Below are 21,634 nucleotides of genomic sequence, written 5' to 3' on the forward strand. Positions count from 1 at the left end.
ATCCTGGCGGTGGAGGTGAGCGCCATGGGCGAGATGACCGGGACGACCGGGACCAGGAAGAGCGAGCGTTACGACGTGGTGGTGGTCGGCGCCGGAGCGGCGGGACTGAACGCCGCGCTGGTGCTGGGCCGGGCCCGGCGCCGGGTCGCGGTGGTGGATGCCGGGGAGCCGCGCAACGCGCCCGCCGCCCACATGCACGGCTACCTGAGCCGGGACGGCATGCCCCCGGCGGCGCTGCTGGCGGTCGGGCGGGAGGAGGTCGCCCGCTACGGGGTGGACCTGATCGACGCCCGGGTCGAGCACGTCGAGCACGTCGAGCACGTCGAGTCCGGCGAGGCCGGGCCTGCGGCGCCCGGTTTCGTGGTCCACCTGGCCGGCGGGCCGGTGCTGCACGCGCGCCGGGTGGTCATCGCCACCGGGCTGCGGGACGGACTGCCGGAGCTGCCCGGCCTGGCCGAGCGGTGGGGCCACGACGTGCTGCACTGCCCGTACTGCCACGCCTGGGAGGTCCGCGACCGGCCGCTCGGGGTGCTCGGCACCGCCCCGGGGGCGGTCAACCAGGCGCTGCTGCTGCGGCAGTGGTCGGCGGACGTGGTGCTGCTCGCGCACACCCTGGTGCTGACCGACGCCGAGCGGGAACGGCTCGCCGCCCGGGACGTCCGGGTGGTCGAGGGCCGGATCGTCCGCCTGGTGTCCGACGACGGGCGCCTGCGCGGGGTCGAGCTCGCCACCGGGCAGGTGGTGCCGCGCGAGGCGGTGTTCGTCTTCCCGCAGCCGGTGCCCCGGGACGCGCTGCTCTTCGGCCTCGACTGCGCCCGGGACGACAACGGCTGGGTCACCACCGACCGGACCGGCCGTACCAGCCACCCCGGCGTCTGGGCGGTCGGCAACGTCGCCGACCCGCGCGCCCAGGTGGTCACCGCCGCCGGGACGGGCGCGGCGGCCGCCTTCGCGCTCGACCACGACCTCGCGGCGGAGGAGGTCGACCGGGCGGTCGAGCGCTACCGCGCGTCCGGCGCCGCCCTGCCCGCCTGAGCGGGGAAGTTTTCGTCAACCCACGATCGGAGAATCCGGATGTCAGCGCACCAGCACGGCCACTCCCACTCCCACTCCCACGCCCACTCCCACGGGCATGTCCCCGCCGCCGACTTCGACTGGGACGCGCTCGCCGCGCACCTGGAGGTGGAGGCCGACCTGCGGGCCGACGCCGTCACCGAGGCCGGGCGGTGGCTGCTCGGCCTGCACGGCGAGGGCGCGGTACGGCGGGTCCTCGACGTCGGCAGCGGGCCCGGGGTGATCGCCGGACTGCTGGCGGAGGTCTTCCCCGCGGCCGAGGTGGTGGCCGTCGACCAGTCGGCCGCCCTGCTGGAGCGAGCCCGGACCCGCTCCGGCGGCCGACTCGACACCCGACAGGCCGACCTGCCCGCCGAGTTCGACAAGCTCGGCGAGGCCGACCTGATCTGGTCCGGCAACGCCATCCACCACCTGGGCGACCAGCAGGCCGCGCTCACCTCGCTCGCCGGGGTGCTGCGGCCCGGAGGCCTGCTCGCCGTCGCCGAACGCGGCCTTCCGGCGCGCTACCTGCCACGCGACTTCGGCCTCGGCCGGCCCGGCTTCCAGGCCCGGATGGACGCCGCCCACGAGGACGGCTTCAGCACCATGCGGGCCGAACTGCCCGACAGCACAGCGGAGATCGAGGACTGGCCGGCCATGCTCGCGCGGGCCGGGCTGACCCCGGCCGGCACCCGCACCTTCCTGGTCGACCACCCCGCCCCGCTCGCCGGCCCCATCCGCGGCTACCTGCACACCCGGCTGACCCGCCTGCGCGACCAGCTCGCCGACCAGCTCGACGCCGAGGACCGGGCCACGCTGGAAGCCCTGCTCGCCGAGGACGCCCCCACCGGCATCCTGCACCGCCCGGACGCCTTCTACCTCTCCGCGATGACCGTCCACACGGCCCGCCGGGACTGACCCGGCGGCTCCGTCGGCGTACGGCGGAAGGACAACGGCCCCTGTGACCGCCCCGGCGGGCGCCGGGTCAGGGCGCGAGGAAGTCGGCCACCGCGCGGGTGAAGGCGGCCGGGTCGTCCAGCCACGGGTAGTGGCCGGCCGCTGGCTGGAAGACGGCACGGGCGCGGCGGAACAGCGCGGCCGTGGCGCGGACCGCCCCGGGCCGCGGGTCGGGATCGTACTCGCCGGCCAACAGGAGGGCCGGGGAGGGGAGTTCGGCGACGCCGGCGCGGACGGCGGCGGGCCGGAAACCGCCGCCGTGGTACGCCGCCGCGGCCTCCGGGTGGCTCTGGGCGGCGCGGCCGGCCCCGTGGGCGCGGGCGGTGGCGTTCCAGTCGCCGTGGAAGAGCGGCGCCACGGCGCCGGGGTCGGCGGCGCCCCCGGTGAAGGCGGTGCGGACGGCGGCCAGGGCGGCCGGGTACCACTCCTCCCCGGCGGGGCCGCGGGCCTCGGCCGCCTCGCGGTGGTCGTCCTCGGTGGCGGTGCCGTTGAAGATCCGGAGGCTGGGGGTGACCAGTACCAGCCGCCCGGTGCGCCCGGGGTGCCGCAGATCGCCGATGTGAGCCGCAGCGGGTTCGCCGTCCGGCCCCGGGATACCGTCGGGGCATGACAGCGAGCGAGCAGCGCTTCGTCGTGGTGACCACGACCCACGAGAGCGAGGATCAGGCCCGGGCCCTGGCGTCCGCCGTGGTGCGGGAGCGGCTGGCGGCCTGCGCCCAGGTGTACCCCGTACGGTCGGTGTACTGGTGGGACGGCGAGGTGCAGGATGCCGGGGAGTGGCGGATCGACCTCAAGACCAGGGCCGAACTCGTGGACCGGCTGGGTGCGTTCGTGGCCGGGCTGCACTCCTACGGGACGCCCGAGCTGATCGCCGTACCGGTGACGGGCGGCAGCCCGGGCTACCTCGCCTGGGTGGCCGAGGAGACGGCGGCGGCAGCGCGCGCGGCGGATCCGGCGGAGTAGCTCAGGGCGCGACCTCCAGGAAGGCCAGCACGGCCAGCACCCGCCGGTGGTCCTCCTCCGAGGGCGGCAGGTCGAGCTTGAGGAAGATGTTGGCGGTGTGCTTCTTCACCGCCCGCTCGGTGATCACCATCCGCTCGGCGATCGCCGCGTTGGAGCGGCCCTCCGCCATCAGCTCCAGCACCTCGCGCTCACGCGGCGTCAGGCGGTCCAGCGGCTTGTTGCGTTCGGTGTTGCTGACCAGCATGGCGATCACCTGCGGGTCGAGCGCGGTGCCGCCGGACGCCACCCGGCGGACGGTCTCCACGAACTCGTCGGGGTCGAAGACCCGGTCCTTCAGCAGGTAGCCGATCGCACCGCTGCCGTCGGCGAGCAGTTCCTTGGCGTAGAGCTGCTCGACGTACTGGGAGAGCACGAGCACCGGCAGCCCGGGTATCCGCTTCCGTGCCTCCAGCGCCGCCTGGAGTCCCTCGTCGGCGCCTCCGGCGGGGGTGGGCCACCCCGCAGGTGCTCGGCGCCTTCCTCGACCGCTTCCTGCCCGCTGCCCCGGCGACGGCGGTCTGCACGGTGCTGGCCTGGCGCGGGCGCTGGTGGAACCTGTTCGGGCGGCTGCACTACACCGGGCTGACGCTGGCGGTGCTGCTCTTCCTGGTCCTCGCCGGGGCGTACGACCTCACCGGGACGGGCGCGCTGGACCTGATCGGCTGAGGGCGGGGGCACAACGGAGGCGGGGCCCGGGTTCACTCCCGGGCCCCGCCTCCTCACGTCCGCAGCGCGACCGCTACGCCGCCGAGCCGCCGAAGCGCGCCGTCCAGGCCGCCAGGTCCTCGTCCGTGATCTTGGCGAACAGCACCGGCGGCACCGTGAACGCCGTCCCGGCCGGCACCAGGTCCAGCGTCCGCGCCTCCTGCGGGCCGATCCAGTCGCGGGTGGCGGCCGGCGAGTCCTCGGGCAGCGCGAAGGCCCCGCGCATCGCCGCCGCCGTGGCCGGGATGAACGGTTCGGAGACCACCGCGTACAGGTGGATCAGGTTCATCGCGGTGCGCAGGGTCAGCGCCGCCGCTTCCGGGTCGGTCTTCACCTGGAGCCAGGGCGCCTTCTCGTCCAGGTACGCGTTGCCCGCACTCCACAGCGCGCGCAGGGCCTGCGCCGCCTTGCGGAAGTTGAGCGCGTCCAGCTGGCCCTCGTACTCGGCGAGCAGGGCGGCGATCTGCTCGCCGAGCCGCTGCTCGGCCTCGCCCGGCGCGTGACCGCCCGGGACGTCGTCGCCGAAGCGCCTGCGGCTGAAGGAGAGCACCCGGTTGACGAAGTTGCCGAGGGTGTCGGCGAGGTCCTTGTTGACCACCGAGGCGAAGAGGTCCCAGGTGAAGCTGGAGTCGTCCGACTCGGGCGCGTGCGCCATCATGAAGTAGCGCCAGTAGTCGGCGGGCAGCAGTTCCAGCGCGTCGTTGCCGAAGACGCCGCGCCTCTGGCTGGTGGAGAACTTCCCGCCGTAGTACGTCAGCCAGTTGAAGGCCTTGACGTAGTCGACCTTCTTCCACGGGCGGCGCGAGCCGAGCAGCGTGGCCGGGAACATCACGGTGTGGAACGGGACGTTGTCCTTGCCCATGAACTCGGTGTACCGGACGGTCTCGTCGGCCTCGTACCACCAGGACTTCCAGTCCCGCAGCTGCCCGGCCGGGGCCGCGTCCGCCCACTCCTTGGTGGCGCCGATGTACTCGATCGGGGCGTCGAACCAGACGTAGAACACCTTGCCCTCGGCGGCCAGTTCGGGCCACACGTCGGCCGGCACCGGGACGCCCCACTCCAGGTCGCGGGTGATCGAGCGGTCCTGGAGGCCCTCCGTCAGCCACTTGCGGGCGATCGAGGAGGCCAGCACCGGCCAGTCGTCGGCGTGGGTGGCGATCCAGTCCTCGACCTCCTCGGTGAGCTTGGACTGGAGCAGGAACAGGTGGCGGGTCTCGCGGACCTCCAGGTCGGAGCTGCCGCTGATCGCCGAGCGCGGCTCCAGCAGGTCCGTCGGGTCCAGCACCCGGGTGCAGTTCTCGCACTGGTCGCCACGGGCCTTGTCGTAACCGCAGTGCGGGCAGGTGCCGACGATGTAGCGGTCCGGCAGGAAGCGGCCGTCGGCGTTGGAGTACACCTGGCGGATCGCGCGCTCCTCGATGAAGCCGTTGCGCTGGAGCTCGCGGGCGATCTCCTGGGTGATCTCCCGGTTCTGCGGCGAGGAGCTGCGGCCGAAGTGGTCGAAGGAGAGCCCGAAGCCGTCGTACACCGCCCGCTGCGCGTCGTGCGCCCGGGCGCAGAACTCCGCGATCGGCAACCCGGCTTCCTGGGCAGCCAGTTCGGCGGGCGTGCCGTGCTCGTCGGTGGCGCAGATGAACAGCACCTCGTGCCCTCGTCGGCGCATGTAGCGGGCGTAGACGTCCGCCGGGAGCATGGACCCGACCATGTTGCCCAGGTGCTTGATCCCGTTGATGTAGGGAAGGGCGCTGGTGATCAGGTGCCGAGCCATCCTCGGATGCTCCGATTTCTCCCGCACGCGCACCCACCCGGAGTGCCGTGCCAGGCGCAGGGGTCCACTGTGGGCTGCAAGCCTAGGGCAAAGAGAAGGGCCCCGGCGTCCGCGGCGGGCCGGTCCGGAGGTCACGGCCGGGAGAAGTCACCGTACCGGTCGAACTCCCCGGACTTCACCCCGCGGACGAAGGCGGCCCACTTGCGCGGCGTGGTCTGCACGATGACCTCGGGCCGGTCCGACTCCCGGATCTCCACCAGCCCGCCCGCCGCTCTGACCTCGACGCAGTCGGTGCTCTCGCCGCTCGCCGAGGCCTTGCGCCACGTACTCATGCGAAGTCTTTCAGTAAGGCCCGGATGAAGTCCCGGGACTCGTCCGGGCCGAGCGAGATCGCCGCGGTCTCCTCCTTGATCCGGCGGTAGGAGGCCAGTTCGGCCTGGGTGTGCACGAATTTCGGCCCGTGGGAGAGATCGATCTGGACGGTGTCGAGCTCCGGAACCGGCCCGCGGGCGAGGTACAGGCTCTCCCCGGAGCCGGTGTAGGTGGGCACGCTGAACGGGATCACCCGGATCTCCACGCCGGGCCGTTCGGAATTCGCCAGCAGGCTCCGCAACTGGTCGCGCAGCACGTCCGGACCGCCGAACTGCATGCGCAGCGCGGACTCGTGCAGGAACGCGCTGTAGGGCTTCGGGTGGTCGACGAAGATCTGCTGGCGCCGGATCCGGAACGCCTTCCGGACGTCCGCCTCCTGCCGGTACTGCGGGGGCAGCCGCTCGAACACCGCGGCGGCGTACTCCGGGGTCTGCAGCAGACCGGGGATGAAGGTGCTGTTCAGGATGGATAGGGAGGCCGCGTGGTGCTCCATCTCCGCGATGTCGATGATCCCGTTCGGCAGCCGGCCGCGGTAGCCGTCCCACCAGTACTTGCGCCGGTCCTGCGTCATCGCCAACAGCGCGTCCAGGTAGGGGCCGTCCTCGCAGCCGCAGGTGCGCGCCCAGATCCGGAGCCGCTCGGCGCTGATCCCCGACTTCCCGTTCTCCATCTGGGAGATCTTGGGCAGATCGGTGCCGATGGTGGCGGCCAGGCTCTTGGGCGTGACGCCCACGCGTTCGCGCATCCTGCGCAGCTCGATCCCGAGGCGCTGCTGGCGGACGGTCGGCGACAGGCGGGGTGGCATGACTCTCTTCTCCGGGTCGCGGCTGGGTCGATGCTTCCGGTGAAGTGTGCCGCGCACACCTGGCCCTAGCTACCGAAACGGGGGATACACCACGATGGAGTGAACGTTCTCCCGCTCGGTAGCAACTCTGGCACCCTGACCCTATGGTCGTCCGTGTCACTCACTGACTTGTTGCCGCCTAAACAGTCGTCAAACAGTCGTCAATCGGCCGTCGATCGGCCGTAATGACACGCCAGATGCATGGTCGCGGCGCCCGAAATCACCGACCGGAGACAGCCATGCCCCTCTCCTCGCCCCTCGGCCCTCCGCGCCGGCCCCACCCTGCCCAGCGCATTTCCGCATCCCGGTGAATGCGCTTCTCGTCGCCGGATTGTCGGTGCTCCTGCTCGCCGTCCTGTTCGTCGGCTGGCTGGTCTGGCTGGTGAACGTCCAGGCGTACGAACCACGCCCGGCGAAGCAGGAGTTCGCGGTCGGCCGTTCCGCCCCCGGCGAGCGGAAGTAGCCGCCGCACTGCGCCGGTCCGCGGCTCAGCCCCGTGAAAGCCGCTCCGCCAGACGGGACTTGGCCGCCGGCCACTCGTCGGTGAGCATCGAGAAGTAGGCGCTGTCCCGCCAGGTGCCGTCGGGCCGGAGGCGGTCGCGGCGGTGGATGCCCTCGAACTGCGCGCCGAGGCGCTGGATGGCGGTGCGGGAGCGCTCGTTGCGGGCGTCGGTCTTCCAGAAGACGCGGCCCATGCCCAGGTCCTCGAAGGCGTGGGTGAGCAGCAGCAGCTTGGCCTCGGTGTTGACCGCCGTGCGCCAGACCGAGCGGGCGTACCAGGTGCCGCCGATCTCCAGGTACTCGTTCTCCGCGCTGAAGTCGTGGTATCCGGTGACGCCGACCGCCGTGCCGCTCGCGAGGTCGACGGCGGCGAAGTACACCGACTCCCCGCTCGCCGCCTCGGCGAGGCGGACGTCGAGCAGCGCGCCGAGGTCCTCCTTCGAGGCGGGCACGTGGACGGGGACCCAGCGCCAGACCTCGGGGTCGTGGCCGATGGAGTCCCAGAGGCCGGAGAGGTGGCGGCGCTCCAGCGGCTCCAGGCGGATGTGGCGGCCGGTGAGGGTGACGGGTGAGGGCAGCTTCGCGGTCATGATCCGAACGTAGCGGGGCTCTGCACTAGATGCAATAGATGCCTGTACTAGTGCAAACTGCCGCGCCGGGTACGGCGAAGGGCCCCGCGGAACGGATCCGCGGGGCCCTCGGAACGCGAGCTCGGGCTCAGATGAACGAGTTGATCTGGATCGTCTCGTCGCGGCCCGGGCCGACGCCGATGGCCGAGATCGGCGCGCCCGACATCTCCTCCAGCGCCTTCACGTAGGCCTGGGCGTTCTTCGGCAGCTCGGCGAAGGACTTCGCCTTGCTGATGTCCTCGTTCCAGCCCGGCAGGGTCTCGTAGACCGGCTTGGCGTGGTGGAAGTCCGACTGGTTGTAGGGGAGCTCCTCGACCCGCTTGCCGTCGATCTCGTACGCGACGCAGACCGGGATCTGCTCCCAGCCGGTCAGCACGTCCAGCTTGGTGAGGAAGAAGTCGGTGAGGCCGTTGACCCGGGTCGCGTAGCGCGCGATGACGGCGTCGAACCAGCCGCAGCGGCGGTCGCGGCCGGTGGTGACACCGCGCTCGCCACCGATCCGGCGCAGCGCCTCGCCGTCCGCGTCGAACAGCTCGGTCGGGAACGGGCCCGAGCCGACGCGGGTGGTGTAGGCCTTGAGGATGCCGATGACCCGGTCGATCTTGGTCGGGCCGATGCCGGCGCCGGTGCAGGCGCCGCCCGCGGTCGGGTTCGACGAGGTCACGAAGGGGTACGTGCCGTGGTCGACGTCGAGCAGGGTGCCCTGGCCGCCCTCCAGCAGGACGACCTTGTTCGCCTTCAGCGCCTCGTCCAGGACGAGGGTGGTGTCGGCGAGGAAGGGCCTGATCTTCTCCGCGTAGCCCAGGTACTCCTCGACCACCAGGTCGGCCGGGATGGTGCGGCGGTTGTACAGCTTGACCAGGATCTGGTTCTTGTCGTGCAGCGCCGCCTCGATCTTCTGGCGCAGGATCGACTCGTCGAACAGGTCCTGGACCCGGATGCCGACGCGGTTGATCTTGTCCGCGTAGGTCGGGCCGATGCCGCGGCCGGTGGTGCCGATCCGGCGCTTGCCGAGGAAGCGCTCGGTGACCTTGTCCAGGGTGCGGTGGTACGGCGTGATCAGGTGGGCGTTGCCCGAGACCAGCAGCTTGGAGGTGTCGATGCCGCGCTCGTTCAGGCCGGCCAGCTCGGAGAGCAGCACGGCCGGGTCGATCACGACGCCGTTGCCGATCACCGGCGTCACGTTCGGGCTGAGGATTCCGGAAGGCAGCAGGTGCAGGGCGTACTTCTGGTCGCCGATGACCACCGTGTGACCGGCGTTGTTGCCGCCCTGGTAGCGGACCACGTAGTCGACGGAGCCACCGAGGAGGTCGGTGGCCTTCCCCTTGCCCTCGTCTCCCCACTGAGCGCCAACGAGCACGAGTGCCGGCACAGGCGTACACCCCTTCCGGTTGGGGCATCCTGCGTAGGCCGCAGTCTGCCCCGAGATAGACGAAGCCCCTGGCGCAACGGCGCAAGGGGCTCTTGCACCGAGAGATTACCTGAGGAAGGACCGGTCGTGTCGTCCCTGTCCACGCCTGCTACCGGCGGCCCGGAGCCGCTCCTGCTGCTCCTCGACCCGGTGGCCCGGCAGACCGACGGCGAGTCGGTGCGGATCGCGAAGGACGTGCTCTGCGGGGGCGCGGACGCCAAGGTGGCCTTTCCGGAGAGTCCTTCCGAGCTCGACCGGGTGCTTTCGCACCGGGGCCGGAGGCGACCGGTGGTGATCGGTTCCGACCTTGCGCTGCAGCGGGTGCTCCAGGCCCTGCATCGGCAGCGTGAGCTGGGCGCAGAACCGGTGGGCATGGTTCCGGTCGGTCGCTCGGAGGAGCTGGCGGCGGCCCGCGCGCTCGGCGTGCCGGGGGAGCCGGTCCGGGCCGCGCGGGCCGTGCTGTCGGGCGCGCCGCGCCGGCTGGACCTGCTGGTGGACGACGGCGGCGGAGTGGCGCTGGGAGGGGTGCGGATCACCGGTGGGGGTGCGCGCAGGCCGGTGGGCCGTACGGGTGGCTGGCGTTCGCTATGGGCGAAACTGGCTGCGGCCGAGCAGGCGAACGCACTCACCCCGGACGGCGCCGACCACAGCTCCCGGGTCCGGGTCGAGGCCGACGGCCGGCTGCTCGCGGACGTCCACCGGCCGGTCCGGCTGGTCCAGGTCACGCTCCCGTCCGGCGCCTCGGACGGGACGGGCGAGATGGAGGTCGTGGTCGCCGCCTCCGGCGCCCTGGTGCGCGCCCGGGCGGCGAGCGTCTCGGTGGTCGGGCGCGGCTTCGGCTACGAGGCGGACGGCCACCCGGTCGGCCCGGTCCGGGCCCGGACCTGGACGGTGCACCCGGGGGCCTGGGGCCTGCTGCTGCCGGCGGCGTAGCGGCCCCCGGCGGCGTGGAACGGGCCGGGTCGCCGCGCAACCGTCCGCGTGACGGCCCGGTGAACGCCCGGGTGAGCAGGCTCACGTTCGTCCGCGCGCCGACCCCCGCCGCTGCGCACACGGAACTCCCCAACAGGCGCGAACCACAAGGCCAACCGCCACCCGCCGGAATTCCCCCCACGCGAAATCCCGGCCCCGTAAGGGGTTTTGTCTACGCGCGTTAACTCGTGATCAGCGGACAAACCCGCAGTCCCGGGTTCCGGAAGCCCGAGTCAGCTGCCCTAGACTCGAAGACGTGCCACGTGGTGACGGAAGACTCAACCACGATCTTCTTCCCGGTGAGAAAGGCCCCCAGGACGCGTGTGGCGTCTTCGGTGTCTGGGCTCCCGGCGAGGAGGTCGCCAAGCTCACGTTCTTCGGCCTTTACGCCCTGCAGCACCGCGGTCAGGAATCCGCGGGCATCGCAGTGAGCAACGGCTCCCAGATTCTCGTCTTCAAGGACATGGGACTCGTCTCCCAGGTCTTCGACGAGGCCTCGCTGGGGTCGTTGCACGGGCATATCGCCGTCGGACACGCCCGCTACTCGACCACCGGGTCCTCGGTCTGGGAGAACGCCCAGCCGACCTTCCGGGCGACCGTGAACGGTTCGCTGGCCCTCGGGCACAACGGAAACCTGGTGAACACCGCCGAACTGGCGGCCATGGTCGCCGAACTTCCCGGCGAGGAGCACGTCTCGCGCTCCGGCCGGACCGCCGCGACCAACGACACCGACCTGGTGACGGCCCTGCTCGCCGGCCACCCGGACCTCTCCATCGAGGAGACGGCCAAGGTCGTGCTGCCCAAGGTCAAGGGCGCGTTCTCGCTCGTCTTCATGGACGAGCACACCCTCTACGCCGCCCGCGACCCGCAGGGCATCCGCCCGCTGGTGCTCGGCCGGCTGGAGCGCGGCTGGGTGGTCGCCTCCGAGACGGCGGCGCTGGACATCTGCGGCGCCTCCTTCATCCGCGAGGTCGAGCCCGGCGAGCTCATCGCCATCGACGAGAACGGCATGCGCACCTCCCGGTTCGCCGAGGCCAAGCCCAAGGGCTGCGTCTTCGAGTACGTCTACCTGGCCCGCCCCGACACCACCATCGCCGGCCGCAACGTGCACCTCTCCCGTGTGGAGATGGGCCGCCGGCTCGCCAAGGAGGCCCCGGTCGAGGCCGACCTGGTGATAGCGACGCCCGAGTCCGGCACCCCCGCCGCGATCGGCTACGCCGAGGCCAGCGGCATCCCGTACGGCTCCGGCCTGGTGAAGAACGCCTACGTGGGCCGCACCTTCATCCAGCCCAGCCAGACGATCCGCCAGCTCGGCATCCGGCTCAAGCTCAACCCGCTGCGCGAGGTCATCCAGGGCAAGCGCCTGGTGGTCGTGGACGACTCGATCGTGCGCGGCAACACCCAGCGCGCGCTGGTGAAGATGCTGCGCGAGGCGGGCGCCGCCGAGGTGCACATCCGGATCTCCTCGCCGCCGGTGAAGTGGCCCTGCTTCTTCGGCATCGACTTCGCCACCCGCGCGGAGCTGATCGCCAACGGCATGACCATCGAGGAGATCGGCCGCACGCTCGGTGCCGACTCGCTCGCCTACATCTCGATCGACGGCATGATCGAGGCCACCAAGCAGCCCAAGGACAAGCTCTGCCGGGCCTGCTTCGACGGCGAGTACCCGATGGAGCTGCCGGACCCGGCGCTGCTCGGCAAGCTCCTGCTGGAGGCCGAGATCAAGGGCGGCCAGCAGCAGCCGGCCGTCCGTGGCAAGCCGACCAGTGGCAGTGACCTGGACGGCGTCCAGGCGCTGCTCGGCGGGGCGGGCGCGGCCGACGCGCTGCGCCGCCCGTAACGAACCCACGGTGGGGTCCCGCGAACCGGGGCCCCACCGCTGTTCCAACACCCCCACCTGACCCGAAAGGGCCGCACCGCAGTGACCAGCTCCCACCCGTCGCCCACCACCACCCACAACGGTGACGCTGCGCGTCGCCCCTCCGACGGCGCCACCTACGCCGCCGCCGGTGTCGACATCGAGGCGGGCGACCGCGCCGTCGAGCTCATGAAGCAGTGGGTGAAGAAGGCCAACCGCCCCGAGGTGGTCGGCGGTCTCGGCGGCTTCGCCGGCCTCTTCGACGTGTCCGCCTTCAAGGACTACGAGCGGCCGCTGCTGGCCTCGGCCACCGACGGCGTGGGGACCAAGGTGGCCATCGCCGCCGCCATGGACAAGCACGACACCATCGGCCACGATCTCGTCGGCATGGTCGTCGACGACCTGGTGGTGTGCGGCGCCGAGCCGCTGTTCATGACCGACTACATCTGCGTCGGCAAGGTCGTCCCGGAGCGGGTCGCCGCGATCGTCAAGGGCATCGCCGAGGGCTGCGCGCTGGCCGGCTGCGCCCTGGTGGGTGGCGAGACGGCCGAGCACCCGGGCCTGCTGGGCCCGGACGAGTACGACGTCGCGGGCGCCGGCACCGGTGTGGTGGAGGCCGACGCGCTGCTCGGCGCGGACCGGGTCCGGGCCGGCGACGTGGTGATCGCGATGGCCGCCTCCGGCCTGCACTCCAACGGCTACTCGCTGGTCCGCCACGTGCTGCTGAACGAGGCCGGCTGGAAGCTGGACCGCAAGGTCGAGGAGTTCGGCCGCACCCTCGGCGAGGAGCTGCTGGAGCCGACCCGGATCTACTCGCTGGACTGCCTGGCGCTCACCCGCGCCACCGAGGTGCACGCCTTCTCGCACGTCACCGGCGGCGGCCTGGCGGCCAACCTGGCCCGGGTGATCCCGGACGGCCTGCACGCCCGCCTGGACCGCGGTACCTGGACCCCGCTGCCGGTCTTCCGGACCGTCGCCGAGGTCGGCCGGGTAGCCACCCTGGAGATCGAGAAGACGCTGAACATGGGCGTCGGCATGGTCGCGGTCGTCCCGTCGCACTCGGTGGACGTCGTGCTGTCGATCCTGGAGGACCGCGGCGTGGAGGCCTGGCTGCTCGGCGACATCGTCGAGCGCACCGACGAGCACGAGGGCGGCGCGGCCCTCTACAACGCCTACGAGGGCTTCCGGGCGAACTGACCCGGACCGTGACGACGAGAGGGCCCCTCCGGTGCGCCGGAGGGGCCCTCTCGCGTGCGATGGAGGCCGTCGGCGGGCCGTGTGGAGCAACGCCGTCCGAGGGAACGCCGAAGACCGGCCCGGCGCACTGGGCGCCCGGACCGGCCGGCAGGACTGCTGTGGTTACGAGCGGCGGGAGGCCTGCGACGGCCCGGTGCCTGGCTCGTTGTCGTCCTCGTCATCGAGGTCGCCGTAGCGGGCTGCGTACTCCGCGTACGGGTCGTCGTCGTCCTCTTCCTCGATCGGCTCCGGCTCGATCGAGGCGGTGGACGGAGATACGCCCAGCTCGTTGGACAGACGGTTAGCGTCGAAGCCGCCGCTGTTGTACTTCAGCTGGCGGGCGACCTTCGTCTGCTTGGCCTTGGCCCGGCCGCGCCCCATGGGTCGACCCCCTCAACGGCGGGGCTCACGGCCCCGAGTCTGACACGTGTTCATGTTCGGGATCGGCCTGCCCGAAGTGGAGAAGCCGTCCCCTGAAGCATTAACGGTACCTGTTTCCGCCGCCGGACGGTACGTCGTCGGTGTGACGTGGCGCGCACCAACCGCGTCCGCGACCGGGTCTTCCCAGGTCAGCGGAGGTTTTGCGGCGGTTTGCGCGCTGTTCGGTGGTGGCTCGGCTCCGTCGTTCCGGGATCGATTATCCCCCCTACGGGGACCTCGGATCACCCGTTCGGGCGGAGAAGTGAGAATCCGGTTCCACATCGTGATGCGCGAGGGGCCGCTGTGGAGGCCCCCCGCGCATCACGAGGTCGGTTACCGGCCCGGTCAGGCGCGGCGGGCGCCGGGCAGCAGCACCGTGCGCAGGGCGCTGATCTCGCGCATCCGCTTCTCGGCCAGGCGGTCGGCGGCGACCGCCGGCGGGACGCCGTCGGTGGCGGCCCGGGTGAAGATCTCCAGGGTGGTGTCGAAGATCTTGGTCGCCTTGTTCTTGGCCCGCTCGAAGTTGAAGCCGTCGATCTCGTCGGCGACCTGGATGACGCCGCCGGAGTTCACCAGGTAGTCCGGCGCGTAGAGGATGCCGCGGTCGGCCAGGTCCTTCTCGACGCCCGGGTGGGCCAGCTGGTTGTTGGCCGCACCGCAGACGATCGAGGTGCCGAGCTCGCCCAGCGCCGCCACCGTGGCGTCGGTCAGTGCGCCGCCGAGGGCGCAGGGGGCGTAGACGTCCAGCTTGGCCTGGATCAGGGCGGCGGTGTCGGCGACCACCTCGACCTCCGGGTGAGCCGCGCGCACGCGGTTGACGGCGGCCTCGGAGACGTCGGTGACGACGACCGTGGCGCCGTCCGCGACCAGGTGGCCGACCAGGTAGTGGCCGACCTTGCCGACGCCCGCGACGCCGACCCGCTTGCCGCGCAGGGTCGGCTGGCCCCAGCGCGCCTGGGCGGTGGCGCGCATGCCCTGGAAGACGCCGAAGGCGGTCAGGATGGACGAGTCGCCGGCCCCGCCGTGCTCGGGCGAGCGGCCCGTCACGAACTCGGTCTCGCGGGCGATCACGTCCATGTCCTGGACGTAGGTGCCCACGTCGCAGGCGGTGATGTAGCGGCCGCGCAGGGACTCGACGAAGCGGCCGTAGGCCCGGAGCATCGCCTCGTTCTTGTCCTTGTTCGGGTCGCCGATGATGACGGCCTTGCCGCCGCCGAGGTCCAGTCCGGCCAGCGCGTTCTTGTAGGACATTCCGCGGGACAGGTTCAGCGCGTCCTCCAGCGCCGCCTCCTCGGAGGCGTACGGGAAGAAGCGCGTGCCGCCGAGGGCCGGGCCCAGGGCGGTCGAGTGGATGGCGATGATCGCCTTCAGGCCCGAGCTGCGGTCGTGGCAGAGGACGACCTGCTCGTGACCGTCGCCGGGGGCGCCGTCCTGTTCGGTACGGAAGATCCTGCTGAGCACGCCGGGTGCGGGGTGCGTGGCGGGGGTCTGTACGTCGGTCACTGTGGTGACTCCAGTATCGAAGGCCCGCTGCTGTGGTGCGGGCGCCTAAGGCGAAGCGTAGCCGCGTGCGCGCCGCCGATCCGCCGTCTCGTCCGAGCTGGGGCCAGTCGTCCGAAGGGTGAGACGGGAAGGGGTGCGGGGTGCGGGTGCGAACGGTTCGGGGGCGCGCTCTCCCGGGGCCCGGCGGCGCGTGCGACCATGCAGGACGTGACCGTCGTACGCACTTCCGTACAGCCGCCCTACGCCGCCCACCTGCGGGTGTACGAGCCGCTGGCCGCCTACCCGGAGGCCGAGCGGGCGCGCTGGCAGGCCTACGCGGCGGAGCACGGGCCGGACGCCGCGGAACCGGCGCAACCGGTGGCGGCGGCGGTGCTGGAGGAGCAGCGGGAGGCGCTCGCCGGGCTGGCCGCCCGCACGCCCCGGGCGCTGCCCGAGCGGGAGAGCGGACGGGCGTACCTGCGGGTGGTGGACGGCGTGCTGTACGTCTGCCCGTGGGCGACCAGACTGCGCAGCTGGCAGGCGCTGGAGGAGCTGCGGGCCGGGGCGCCGGTGGCGCTGCTGGACACCGCGCTGCCGCCGGCGACCCGGGAGGCCGCCGAGGCGGACCGGGAGCGCTGGCGGTCCGAGCACCCGGACGCCCGGCCGTGGATCCTGACCAGCAGGTGGGAGGTGCCGGTCCACTGGTTCCTGCCGTTCGGGGACGAGGACCGCTGCTTCGTGCCGGGCGGGGCCGGTCCGGTGGACGGACGGGGAGAGGGAGAGGAAGGGGAGGAGCGGGGGGACCGGCCGGCGGCGCTGTTCTACCTGGTGCCGATGGCGCAGGCGCGCCGGCGGGTGGCGCGGGCCTTCCGGGCGCTGCGCGAGGCGGTGCCGGACGGGGAGTTGACGCAGGGGGCGGAGCTGGTCGGGCGCTGGCTGGAGGAGTTCCACCCGCGCTCGCTGGTGGAACTGGACTACGGGGGCCTGGTGCATCTGCTGGGCCCGGAGCGGCTGCTGGCGGACCGTTCGGCGGGGGAGCTGGAGGAGGGGCTGCGCGCGCTGCGGGCGGGGGACACCGCGGAGGCGCTGCGCGTGTACGGGGAACTGACGGTGCGGTGGCGCCGGGTGCTGGCGCTGCGGCACGCGAACTGACGTCGGACCGCGCGTGTATGACTGTAAGAGTCCTAAGCACTGCGGGCCGATGACCAAGGTCCTGGTTCGGGTCAATAGCTGTCGAACGTGACACTACTCACCGTTGACGCGAACTTACCCCTATGTGCAAAAATGGGACAACCAGCCCAACTTCACGTGAGCGTGCCCACTTTTGGGTGGTTCTGGAGTCGATGCGTGCTTTGCGGGGAAACGGAGGGTCTGGTCCCCTCGTAACCGGATGTCATCGCTTTGTGACTGTCCGCTATGAGGTGGTCCATCGCCATCCGTCGGCCTTGAGCCCGTGAGGGGTCAATTTTGGCGGTTTGGTCGATAGGGCTGGACGGATGGTGTAGTTGTAGACACCAGGACAAGCCGTTCGTCCTATAACCGACTCGGCCCGTCTATGCCATTTCGGGCATCGCGGGCCAAGGTGCAGAATTTGAAGGATAGAACCGCCCTGGTTCGGTTCTCCCGAGGAGGCCGCTCATGACCGCTCGTACCCCTGATGCTGAGCCGCTGCTGACGCCGGCAGAGGTTGCCACCATGTTCCGCGTGGACCCGAAGACGGTCACCCGTTGGGCCAAGGCAGGCAAGCTGACGTCGATTCGCACGCTCGGCGGTCACCGCCGTTACCGTGAGGCGGAGGTGCGTGCTCTGCTGGCCGGGATTCCCGCCCAGCGCACTGAGGCCTGATAGGCCAAAGGCTCTTTAAAGGGGCCGCTTACCGGACTCCGCCGGGTCCGGTAAGCGGCCCCTTTGTCGTGCTCGCCCGAGGGTGTTCAGTACCGGCCGGCCGGTCGGAATGTTGAACTCCGGATAACGATTTGATGCGCGTGGGGCGGGGGGGATTTACAGTGAATACCTGTACAATTTTACATATTAAATTAGCAAGGTTCTGGAGGGGGTTCCGAGGGGTCGGCTTCCGGAGAAGGCCGCGTGACGACCGTCACGCGGTCTGTCACTTGTGGTCTAGACCTAGCCGGGGTAAGGGGGCTGACGGTCAAAAGCGAGAGGCCCGGAACCTGACGGTTCCGGGCCTCTCGCACTACGGCGATCCCGACGGGACTTGAACCCGCGACCTCCACCTTGACAGGGTGGCGAGCTAACCAACTGCTCCACGGGACCAGATTCTTCTGATCTCGTTCACTCGCTTGCCGCGCTGCGAACAAGACAGATCGTAGCCCATGGTGGGCCCCCAGGTCGAACTGGCTCCTGAAGGCCCACCCGCAGCTCAGCGTGCCGCCCCGGTCAGAGGGTCGCCCGCGCCGCCTCCATCGCCTTCACGATCCGCTTCTCCGAGACCGGGCTCGGCGTGCCCAGCGACTGGGCGAAGAAGCTGACCCGCAGCTCCTCGACCATCCAGCGGATCGCCCGCACCTCCGCGGACGGCTGGTGCCCGGCCGGCACCGCCGCCAGCAGCTCCCCGTACGCCTGCTGCACCTGCTGCACCTTCAGCAGCTGCTGGGCGTCCCGCTGCGGGTGGTTGGGCAGCGCCTCCAGGCGGCGGTCCACCGCCAGCAGGTAGCGCTTGAGGTCCGGCAGCCGCTGCCAGCCGGCGGCCGTCACGAAGCCCGGGTGCACCAGCGAGGCCAGGTGCAGCCGGATGTCGTTCACCGCGTTCAGCAGCACCGGGCTGCTCACCGTCTTCAGCCGGGTCGAGGCCTTGTGGAAGGCGATCAGCGCGGTGGCCGTCTTCAACGTGGTGTCCGCGGACAGGTCGTACAGGTCCGCGCGCACCTTGTCGTGCAGCTTGCCGAAGGCCGCCTCGTCCCAGGCCGGGCCGCCGGCCAGGGTCATCAGCCGGTCCGTCGCGGCGGCCACGACGTCCTCGAACAGGGCGCCGATCGAGCCGTGCGGGCTGTGCGAGAGCGCCAGCTTCGCCTGGTTGCCCAGCCGGCCCTGGATCGACTTGGCCGGGGAGTTGGTGGTCAGCATCAGCAGCCGCCGCGTCCCCTCCCACATCGACCGGGCCTGCGCCTGCGGGGTGTCGAACAGCTTGACGCCGACCGACTGGCCCTCGTCCACCAGGGCCGGGTAGGCGCGCATCGAGTGGCCGCGCGAGCGCTGCTCGAAGGTGCGCTGGAGCACCGGCAGCGAGGCCGGCCAGGCGGTCAGCCCGCTCTGCTCGATGCCCTGGCCGGAGGCGGCCGAGGAGAGCGTCTCCTTGAGCTTGGGCTTGAGCTTCAGCCGCAGCTCCTCCAGGTCCTTGGACTCGGCGAGCCTGCGGCGCCCGTCCACCACCCGGAAGGTCACCTTGAGGTGGTCCGGCACCCGCTCGTCGTCCCAGGCCTCCGGAGGCACGGTGACGGCCGTCAGGCGCTTCAGGGCGTGCTCCAGGGCTGGGAGCAGCCCCTCGGCGGAGCCGAATGTGTCTGGAGACTGGCGGTCCTTCACCGCACGCAGCGCCGCCCGGGCGAAGTCCGGCGCCGGGACGAAGTTGCGCCGGATCGCCTTCGGCAGCGACTTGATGTACGCGGTGACCAGCTCCTCCCGCAGACCGGGGATCTGCCAGTCGAAGCCCTCCGCGGTGACCTGGTTGAGCACCGGCAGCGGGATGTGGACGGTCACGCCGTCCGCGTCGCTGCCCGGCTCGAACTGGTAGGTCAGCTTGAAGCTGAGCTTGCCCTGCTGCCAGTGGTCCGGGTAGTCGGCCTCCGTGACGCCGTCCGCGGCGTCGTTGATCAGCATCGACTTCTCGAAGTTCAGCAGGTCCGGCTGCTCGTGCCGGGCCTTCTTCCACCAGGAGTCGAAGTGCCGGGTGGAGACGATCTCGTCGGGCAGCCGGGCGTCGTAGAAGTCGAACAGGGTCTGGTCGTCCACCAGGATGTCCCGGCGGCGGGCCCGGTTCTCCAGCTCCTCGACCTCGCCGAGCAGCTTGCGGTTCTCCGCGAAGAACCTGTGGTGGGTCTCCCAGTCTCCCTCGACCAGCGCGTTGCGGATGAACAGCTCGCGACAGAGTTCCGGGTCGATCCTCCCGTAGTTGACCTTGCGCTGGGCGACGACCGGCATCCCGTAGAGGGTCACCTTCTCGTACGCCAGCACCGCGCCGGCCTTCTTCTCCCAGTGCGGCTCGCTGTAGCTGCGCTTGATCAGGTGGCCGGCCAGCGGCTCGACCCACTCCGGCTCGATCTTGGCGTTGATCCGCGCCCAGAGCCGGGAGGTCTCCACCAGCTCGGCCGACATCACCCAGCGCGGCGGCTTCTTGAACAGGCCGGAGCCGGGGAAGACCGCGAACCGGGCGCCGCGCGCGCCGCCGTACTCACGCTTCTCCACGTCGTACAGGCCGATGTGGGAGAGCAGGCCGGCCAGCAGCGACTGGTGGATCCGGTCGGCATCCGGTTCGGCGTCGGGGTGCGGCTCCTCGATCGTCACGCCCAACTGCTTCGCCACGGTGCGCAGCTGGGTGTAGATGTCCTGCCACTCCCGTATCCGCAGGTAGTTGAGGAACTCCGACTTGCACATCCGGCGGAAGGCCGAGGAGGAGAGCTCCCGCTGCTGCTCCCGGACGTAGCGCCACATCGCCAGGTAGGAGAGGAAGTCGGAGGTCTCCGAGGTGAACCGGCGGTGCCGGTCGTCGGCGGCCTGGCGCTTCTCGGCCGGGCGTTCGCGCGGGTCCTGGATGGAGAGCGCGGCGGCGATCACCATGACGTCGCGGACGCAGCCGTTGCGGTCCGCCTCCAGCACCATGCGCGCCATCCGCGGGTCCACCGGGAGCTGGGCGAGCTTGCGGCCGAGCTGGGTCAGGCGCTTGCGCGGGTCCTTCTCGTCCGGGTCGAGCGCGCCCAGCTCGTGCAGCAGGTGGATGCCGTCCTTGATGTTGCGCGAGTCCGGCGGGTCCAGGAACGGGAAGGCGGCGATGTCGCCGAGGCCGGCCGCGGTCATCTGGAGGATCACCGAGGCCAGGTTGGTGCGCAGGATCTCGGCGTCGGTGAACTCGGGGCGGGAGAGGAAGTCCTCCTCCGAGTAGAGCCGGATGCAGATGCCGTCCGAGGTGCGACCGCAGCGGCCCTTGCGCTGGTTGGCGCTGGCCTGGCTGATCGCCTCGATCGGCAGCCGCTGCACCTTGGTGCGGTGGCTGTAGCGGGAGATCCGGGCGGTGCCCGGGTCGATCACGTACTTGATGCCGGGGACGGTCAGCGAGGTCTCGGCCACGTTGGTGGCCAGCACGATCCGACGGCTGCGCGAGCGCTGGAAGACCTTGTGCTGCTCGGCCGAGCTGAGCCGGGCGTACAGCGGCAGGATCTCGGTGTTCTTCAGCTTCAGCCGGCCGAGGGCGTCGGCGGTGTCGCGGATCTCGCGCTCGCCGGAGAGGAAGACCAGGATGTCGCCCGGGCCCTCGGCCTGGAGCTCCTCGGCGGCGTCGCAGATCGCCTGGATCTGGTCCCGGTCGCGGTCGGCCTCGTCCGCCTCGTCGTCGAGGTCGTCGACGACCGGCCGGTAGCGGACCTCCACCGGGTAGGTGCGGCCGGAGACCTCGACGATCGGGGCGTCGCCGAAGTGCCGGGCGAAGCGCTCCGGGTCGATGGTCGCGGAGGTGATCACGACCTTGAGGTCCGGGCGGCGGGGGAGCAGCTGCTTGACGTAGCCGAGGATGAAGTCGATGTTGAGGCTGCGCTCGTGCGCCTCGTCGATGATCAGGGTGTCGTACTGGTGCAGGTCGCGGTCGGTCTGGATCTCCGCGAGCAGGATGCCGTCCGTCATCAGCTTGACCAGGGTGTCCTGGCCGACCTGGTCGGTGAACCGGACCTTCCAGCCGACCGCCTCGCCGAGCGGGCTGTCCAGCTCCTCGGCGACCCGCTCGGCCACCGTGCGGGCGGCGATCCGGCGCGGCTGGGTGTGGCCGACCAGGCCGCGCACGCCCCGGCCGAGCTCCAGGCAGATCTTCGGGATCTGGGTGGTCTTGCCGGAGCCGGTCTCGCCCGCGACGATCACCACCTGGTGGTCCCGGATCGCCGCCAGGATCTCGTCCTTCTTCTGGCTGACCGGGAGCTCGGCGGGATAGCCGATCCTCGGGACGGCCTGCCGGCGCCGCTCGACGGCCAGCTCGGCGCGGTCGATGTCGGCGGCGATCTCGGCGGCGATCTTCTGCCGGGCCTCGGGCTTGCGGACCCGACGGGCCCCCTCCAGCCGGCGCCCGATCCGCACCTGGTCGCGCAGGGTCAGCTCGGGCAGGCGGGCGGCCAGCTCACCGATTCCGGGACCCTCGGTGGGGGCGGTGGCGGACTGGACTGCGGGAGAACTCACTGCGGGCATCCCTCTAGGTTCGCAAGGA

General features: G+C 71.3%; 19 protein-coding genes, 1 tRNA gene and 1 pseudogene. 10 read left to right on the forward strand and 11 right to left on the reverse strand.

Annotated features, from left to right (window positions below; all coding sequences use genetic code 11):
* Positions 1-24: 24 nt before the first annotated feature.
* Both ACIRRH_RS25175 and ACIRRH_RS25180 read left to right on the forward strand, forming a co-directional pair.
* On the forward strand, positions 25-1,035 hold the full coding sequence (locus tag ACIRRH_RS25175) for an NAD(P)/FAD-dependent oxidoreductase (protein ID WP_403071491.1): 1,011 nt from the start codon (positions 25-27) through the stop codon (positions 1,033-1,035).
* A 39-nt stretch (positions 1,036-1,074) separates the two neighbouring features.
* Positions 1,075-1,971: a class I SAM-dependent methyltransferase gene (locus ACIRRH_RS25180; RefSeq protein WP_403071494.1), complete on the forward strand. Its 897-nt coding sequence runs from the start codon at positions 1,075-1,077 to the stop codon at positions 1,969-1,971.
* Between the two features lie 67 nt (positions 1,972-2,038).
* On the opposite strand, the gene ACIRRH_RS25185 is transcribed toward ACIRRH_RS25180, so the two are convergent.
* Positions 2,039-2,368: an alpha/beta fold hydrolase gene (locus ACIRRH_RS25185; RefSeq protein WP_403071497.1), complete on the reverse strand. Its 330-nt coding sequence runs from the start codon at positions 2,366-2,368 to the stop codon at positions 2,039-2,041.
* Between the two features lie 248 nt (positions 2,369-2,616).
* Between ACIRRH_RS25185 and cutA the strand changes: the two genes are divergently transcribed.
* Positions 2,617-2,973: a divalent-cation tolerance protein CutA gene (gene cutA, locus ACIRRH_RS25190; protein ID WP_403071500.1), complete on the forward strand. Its 357-nt coding sequence runs from the start codon at positions 2,617-2,619 to the stop codon at positions 2,971-2,973.
* A 1-nt stretch (position 2,974) separates the two neighbouring features.
* Here the strand turns inward: cutA and ACIRRH_RS25195 are convergent.
* Positions 2,975-3,460: pseudogene (locus ACIRRH_RS25195) on the reverse strand (LuxR C-terminal-related transcriptional regulator); the annotation flags it as partial.
* A 17-nt stretch (positions 3,461-3,477) separates the two neighbouring features.
* Between ACIRRH_RS25195 and ACIRRH_RS25200 the strand changes: the two are divergent.
* On the forward strand, positions 3,478-3,678 hold the full coding sequence (locus ACIRRH_RS25200) for a hypothetical protein (protein WP_403071502.1): 201 nt from the start codon (positions 3,478-3,480) through the stop codon (positions 3,676-3,678).
* A gap of 73 nt (positions 3,679-3,751) precedes the next feature.
* On the opposite strand, the gene metG is transcribed toward ACIRRH_RS25200, so the two are convergent.
* From metG to ACIRRH_RS25215, 3 genes are all read right to left on the reverse strand, one after another.
* Positions 3,752-5,485: a methionine--tRNA ligase gene (gene metG / locus ACIRRH_RS25205; protein ID WP_403071505.1), complete on the reverse strand. Its 1,734-nt coding sequence runs from the start codon at positions 5,483-5,485 to the stop codon at positions 3,752-3,754.
* A 131-nt stretch (positions 5,486-5,616) separates the two neighbouring features.
* Positions 5,617-5,817, reverse strand: a complete 201-nt coding sequence (locus tag ACIRRH_RS25210; RefSeq protein ID WP_224280987.1) for a DUF397 domain-containing protein — start codon at positions 5,815-5,817, stop codon at positions 5,617-5,619.
* Positions 5,814-6,662: a helix-turn-helix domain-containing protein gene (locus ACIRRH_RS25215; RefSeq protein WP_403071508.1), complete on the reverse strand. Its 849-nt coding sequence runs from the start codon at positions 6,660-6,662 to the stop codon at positions 5,814-5,816. The genes ACIRRH_RS25210 and ACIRRH_RS25215 overlap by 4 nt, the downstream gene beginning before the upstream one ends.
* Positions 6,663-7,008: 346 nt before the next feature.
* Here ACIRRH_RS25215 and ACIRRH_RS25220 point away from each other — a divergent pair, with 346 nt between their 5' ends.
* Positions 7,009-7,164, forward strand: a complete 156-nt coding sequence (locus tag ACIRRH_RS25220) for a hypothetical protein (protein ID WP_403071511.1) — start codon at positions 7,009-7,011, stop codon at positions 7,162-7,164.
* 25 nt (positions 7,165-7,189) lie between these two features.
* Here ACIRRH_RS25220 and ACIRRH_RS25225 read toward each other — a convergent pair whose 3' ends face one another.
* Together ACIRRH_RS25225 and ACIRRH_RS25230 are read right to left on the reverse strand one after the other, a co-directional pair.
* Positions 7,190-7,792, reverse strand: coding sequence for a GNAT family N-acetyltransferase (locus ACIRRH_RS25225; RefSeq protein ID WP_403071514.1), 603 nt, complete (start codon positions 7,790-7,792; stop codon positions 7,190-7,192).
* Positions 7,793-7,919: 127 nt separating this feature from the next.
* Positions 7,920-9,203, reverse strand: a complete 1,284-nt coding sequence (locus tag ACIRRH_RS25230) for an adenylosuccinate synthase (protein WP_363386656.1) — start codon at positions 9,201-9,203, stop codon at positions 7,920-7,922.
* 126 nt (positions 9,204-9,329) lie between these two features.
* Here ACIRRH_RS25230 and ACIRRH_RS25235 point away from each other — a divergent pair, with 126 nt between their 5' ends.
* The 3 genes from ACIRRH_RS25235 (at position 9,330) to purM (ending at position 13,269) form a co-directional block, all read left to right on the forward strand.
* A complete protein-coding gene (locus ACIRRH_RS25235) occupies positions 9,330-10,175 on the forward strand; it encodes a diacylglycerol kinase (RefSeq protein WP_363386653.1) in 846 nt (281 codons plus the stop codon).
* A gap of 295 nt (positions 10,176-10,470) precedes the next feature.
* Positions 10,471-12,054, forward strand: coding sequence for an amidophosphoribosyltransferase (gene purF, locus ACIRRH_RS25240; protein ID WP_403071518.1), 1,584 nt, complete (start codon positions 10,471-10,473; stop codon positions 12,052-12,054).
* A gap of 81 nt (positions 12,055-12,135) precedes the next feature.
* Positions 12,136-13,269 (forward strand): phosphoribosylformylglycinamidine cyclo-ligase, encoded by a 1,134-nt coding sequence (purM, locus tag ACIRRH_RS25245; protein WP_403071521.1) that lies wholly within the window; start codon positions 12,136-12,138, stop codon positions 13,267-13,269.
* Between the two features lie 162 nt (positions 13,270-13,431).
* Here the strand turns inward: purM and ACIRRH_RS25250 are convergent, their stop codons facing one another.
* The gene (locus ACIRRH_RS25250; protein ID WP_403071524.1) at positions 13,432-13,689 is read right to left on the reverse strand and encodes a DUF3073 domain-containing protein; all 258 of its coding nucleotides are present in this window, start codon (positions 13,687-13,689) and stop codon (positions 13,432-13,434) included.
* 384 nt (positions 13,690-14,073) lie between these two features.
* Positions 14,074-15,231: a Glu/Leu/Phe/Val dehydrogenase dimerization domain-containing protein gene (locus tag ACIRRH_RS25255; protein ID WP_403071527.1), complete on the reverse strand. Its 1,158-nt coding sequence runs from the start codon at positions 15,229-15,231 to the stop codon at positions 14,074-14,076.
* Between the two features lie 198 nt (positions 15,232-15,429).
* Between ACIRRH_RS25255 and ACIRRH_RS25260 the strand changes: the two genes are divergently transcribed.
* Together ACIRRH_RS25260 and bldC are read left to right on the forward strand one after the other, a co-directional pair.
* Complete coding sequence (locus tag ACIRRH_RS25260; protein WP_403071529.1) at positions 15,430-16,362, forward strand: hypothetical protein; 933 nt, start codon at positions 15,430-15,432, stop codon at positions 16,360-16,362.
* 486 nt (positions 16,363-16,848) lie between these two features.
* Positions 16,849-17,055 carry a developmental transcriptional regulator BldC gene (gene bldC, locus ACIRRH_RS25265; protein ID WP_014137253.1) on the forward strand — a complete coding sequence of 69 codons (207 nt, stop codon included), beginning with the start codon at positions 16,849-16,851 and terminating at the stop codon, positions 17,053-17,055.
* A 358-nt stretch (positions 17,056-17,413) separates the two neighbouring features.
* Here the strand turns inward: bldC and ACIRRH_RS25270 are convergent.
* Positions 17,414-17,487, reverse strand: a tRNA-Asp gene (locus ACIRRH_RS25270).
* 123 nt (positions 17,488-17,610) lie between these two features.
* Positions 17,611-21,615, reverse strand: a complete 4,005-nt coding sequence (gene hrpA / locus ACIRRH_RS25275) for an ATP-dependent RNA helicase HrpA (RefSeq protein ID WP_403071531.1) — start codon at positions 21,613-21,615, stop codon at positions 17,611-17,613.
* Positions 21,616-21,634: the final 19 nt, after the last annotated feature.

Source organism: Kitasatospora sp. NPDC101235, from assembly GCF_044767505.1.
Classification (GTDB): domain Bacteria; phylum Actinomycetota; class Actinomycetes; order Streptomycetales; family Streptomycetaceae; genus Kitasatospora.

Excerpts from the sequence above, each read along its gene's own strand:
- ACIRRH_RS25175 (WP_403071491.1), top strand. The coding sequence starts at position 25 with ATGGGCGAGATGACCGGGACGACCGGGACCAGGAAGAGCGAGCGTTAC.
- ACIRRH_RS25180 (WP_403071494.1), top strand. The coding sequence starts at position 1,075 with ATGTCAGCGCACCAGCACGGCCACTCCCACTCCCACTCCCACGCCCAC.
- cutA (WP_403071500.1), top strand. The coding sequence starts at position 2,617 with ATGACAGCGAGCGAGCAGCGCTTCGTCGTGGTGACCACGACCCACGAG.
- metG (WP_403071505.1), bottom strand. The coding sequence starts at position 5,485 with ATGGCTCGGCACCTGATCACCAGCGCCCTTCCCTACATCAACGGGATC.
- ACIRRH_RS25210 (WP_224280987.1), bottom strand. The coding sequence starts at position 5,817 with ATGAGTACGTGGCGCAAGGCCTCGGCGAGCGGCGAGAGCACCGACTGC.
- ACIRRH_RS25215 (WP_403071508.1), bottom strand. The coding sequence starts at position 6,662 with ATGCCACCCCGCCTGTCGCCGACCGTCCGCCAGCAGCGCCTCGGGATC.
- ACIRRH_RS25225 (WP_403071514.1), bottom strand. The coding sequence starts at position 7,792 with ATGACCGCGAAGCTGCCCTCACCCGTCACCCTCACCGGCCGCCACATC.
- ACIRRH_RS25250 (WP_403071524.1), bottom strand. The coding sequence starts at position 13,689 with ATGGGGCGCGGCCGGGCCAAGGCCAAGCAGACGAAGGTCGCCCGCCAG.
- ACIRRH_RS25260 (WP_403071529.1), top strand. The coding sequence starts at position 15,430 with ATGCAGGACGTGACCGTCGTACGCACTTCCGTACAGCCGCCCTACGCC.
- bldC (WP_014137253.1), top strand. The coding sequence starts at position 16,849 with ATGACCGCTCGTACCCCTGATGCTGAGCCGCTGCTGACGCCGGCAGAG.
- hrpA (WP_403071531.1), bottom strand. The coding sequence starts at position 21,615 with ATGCCCGCAGTGAGTTCTCCCGCAGTCCAGTCCGCCACCGCCCCCACC.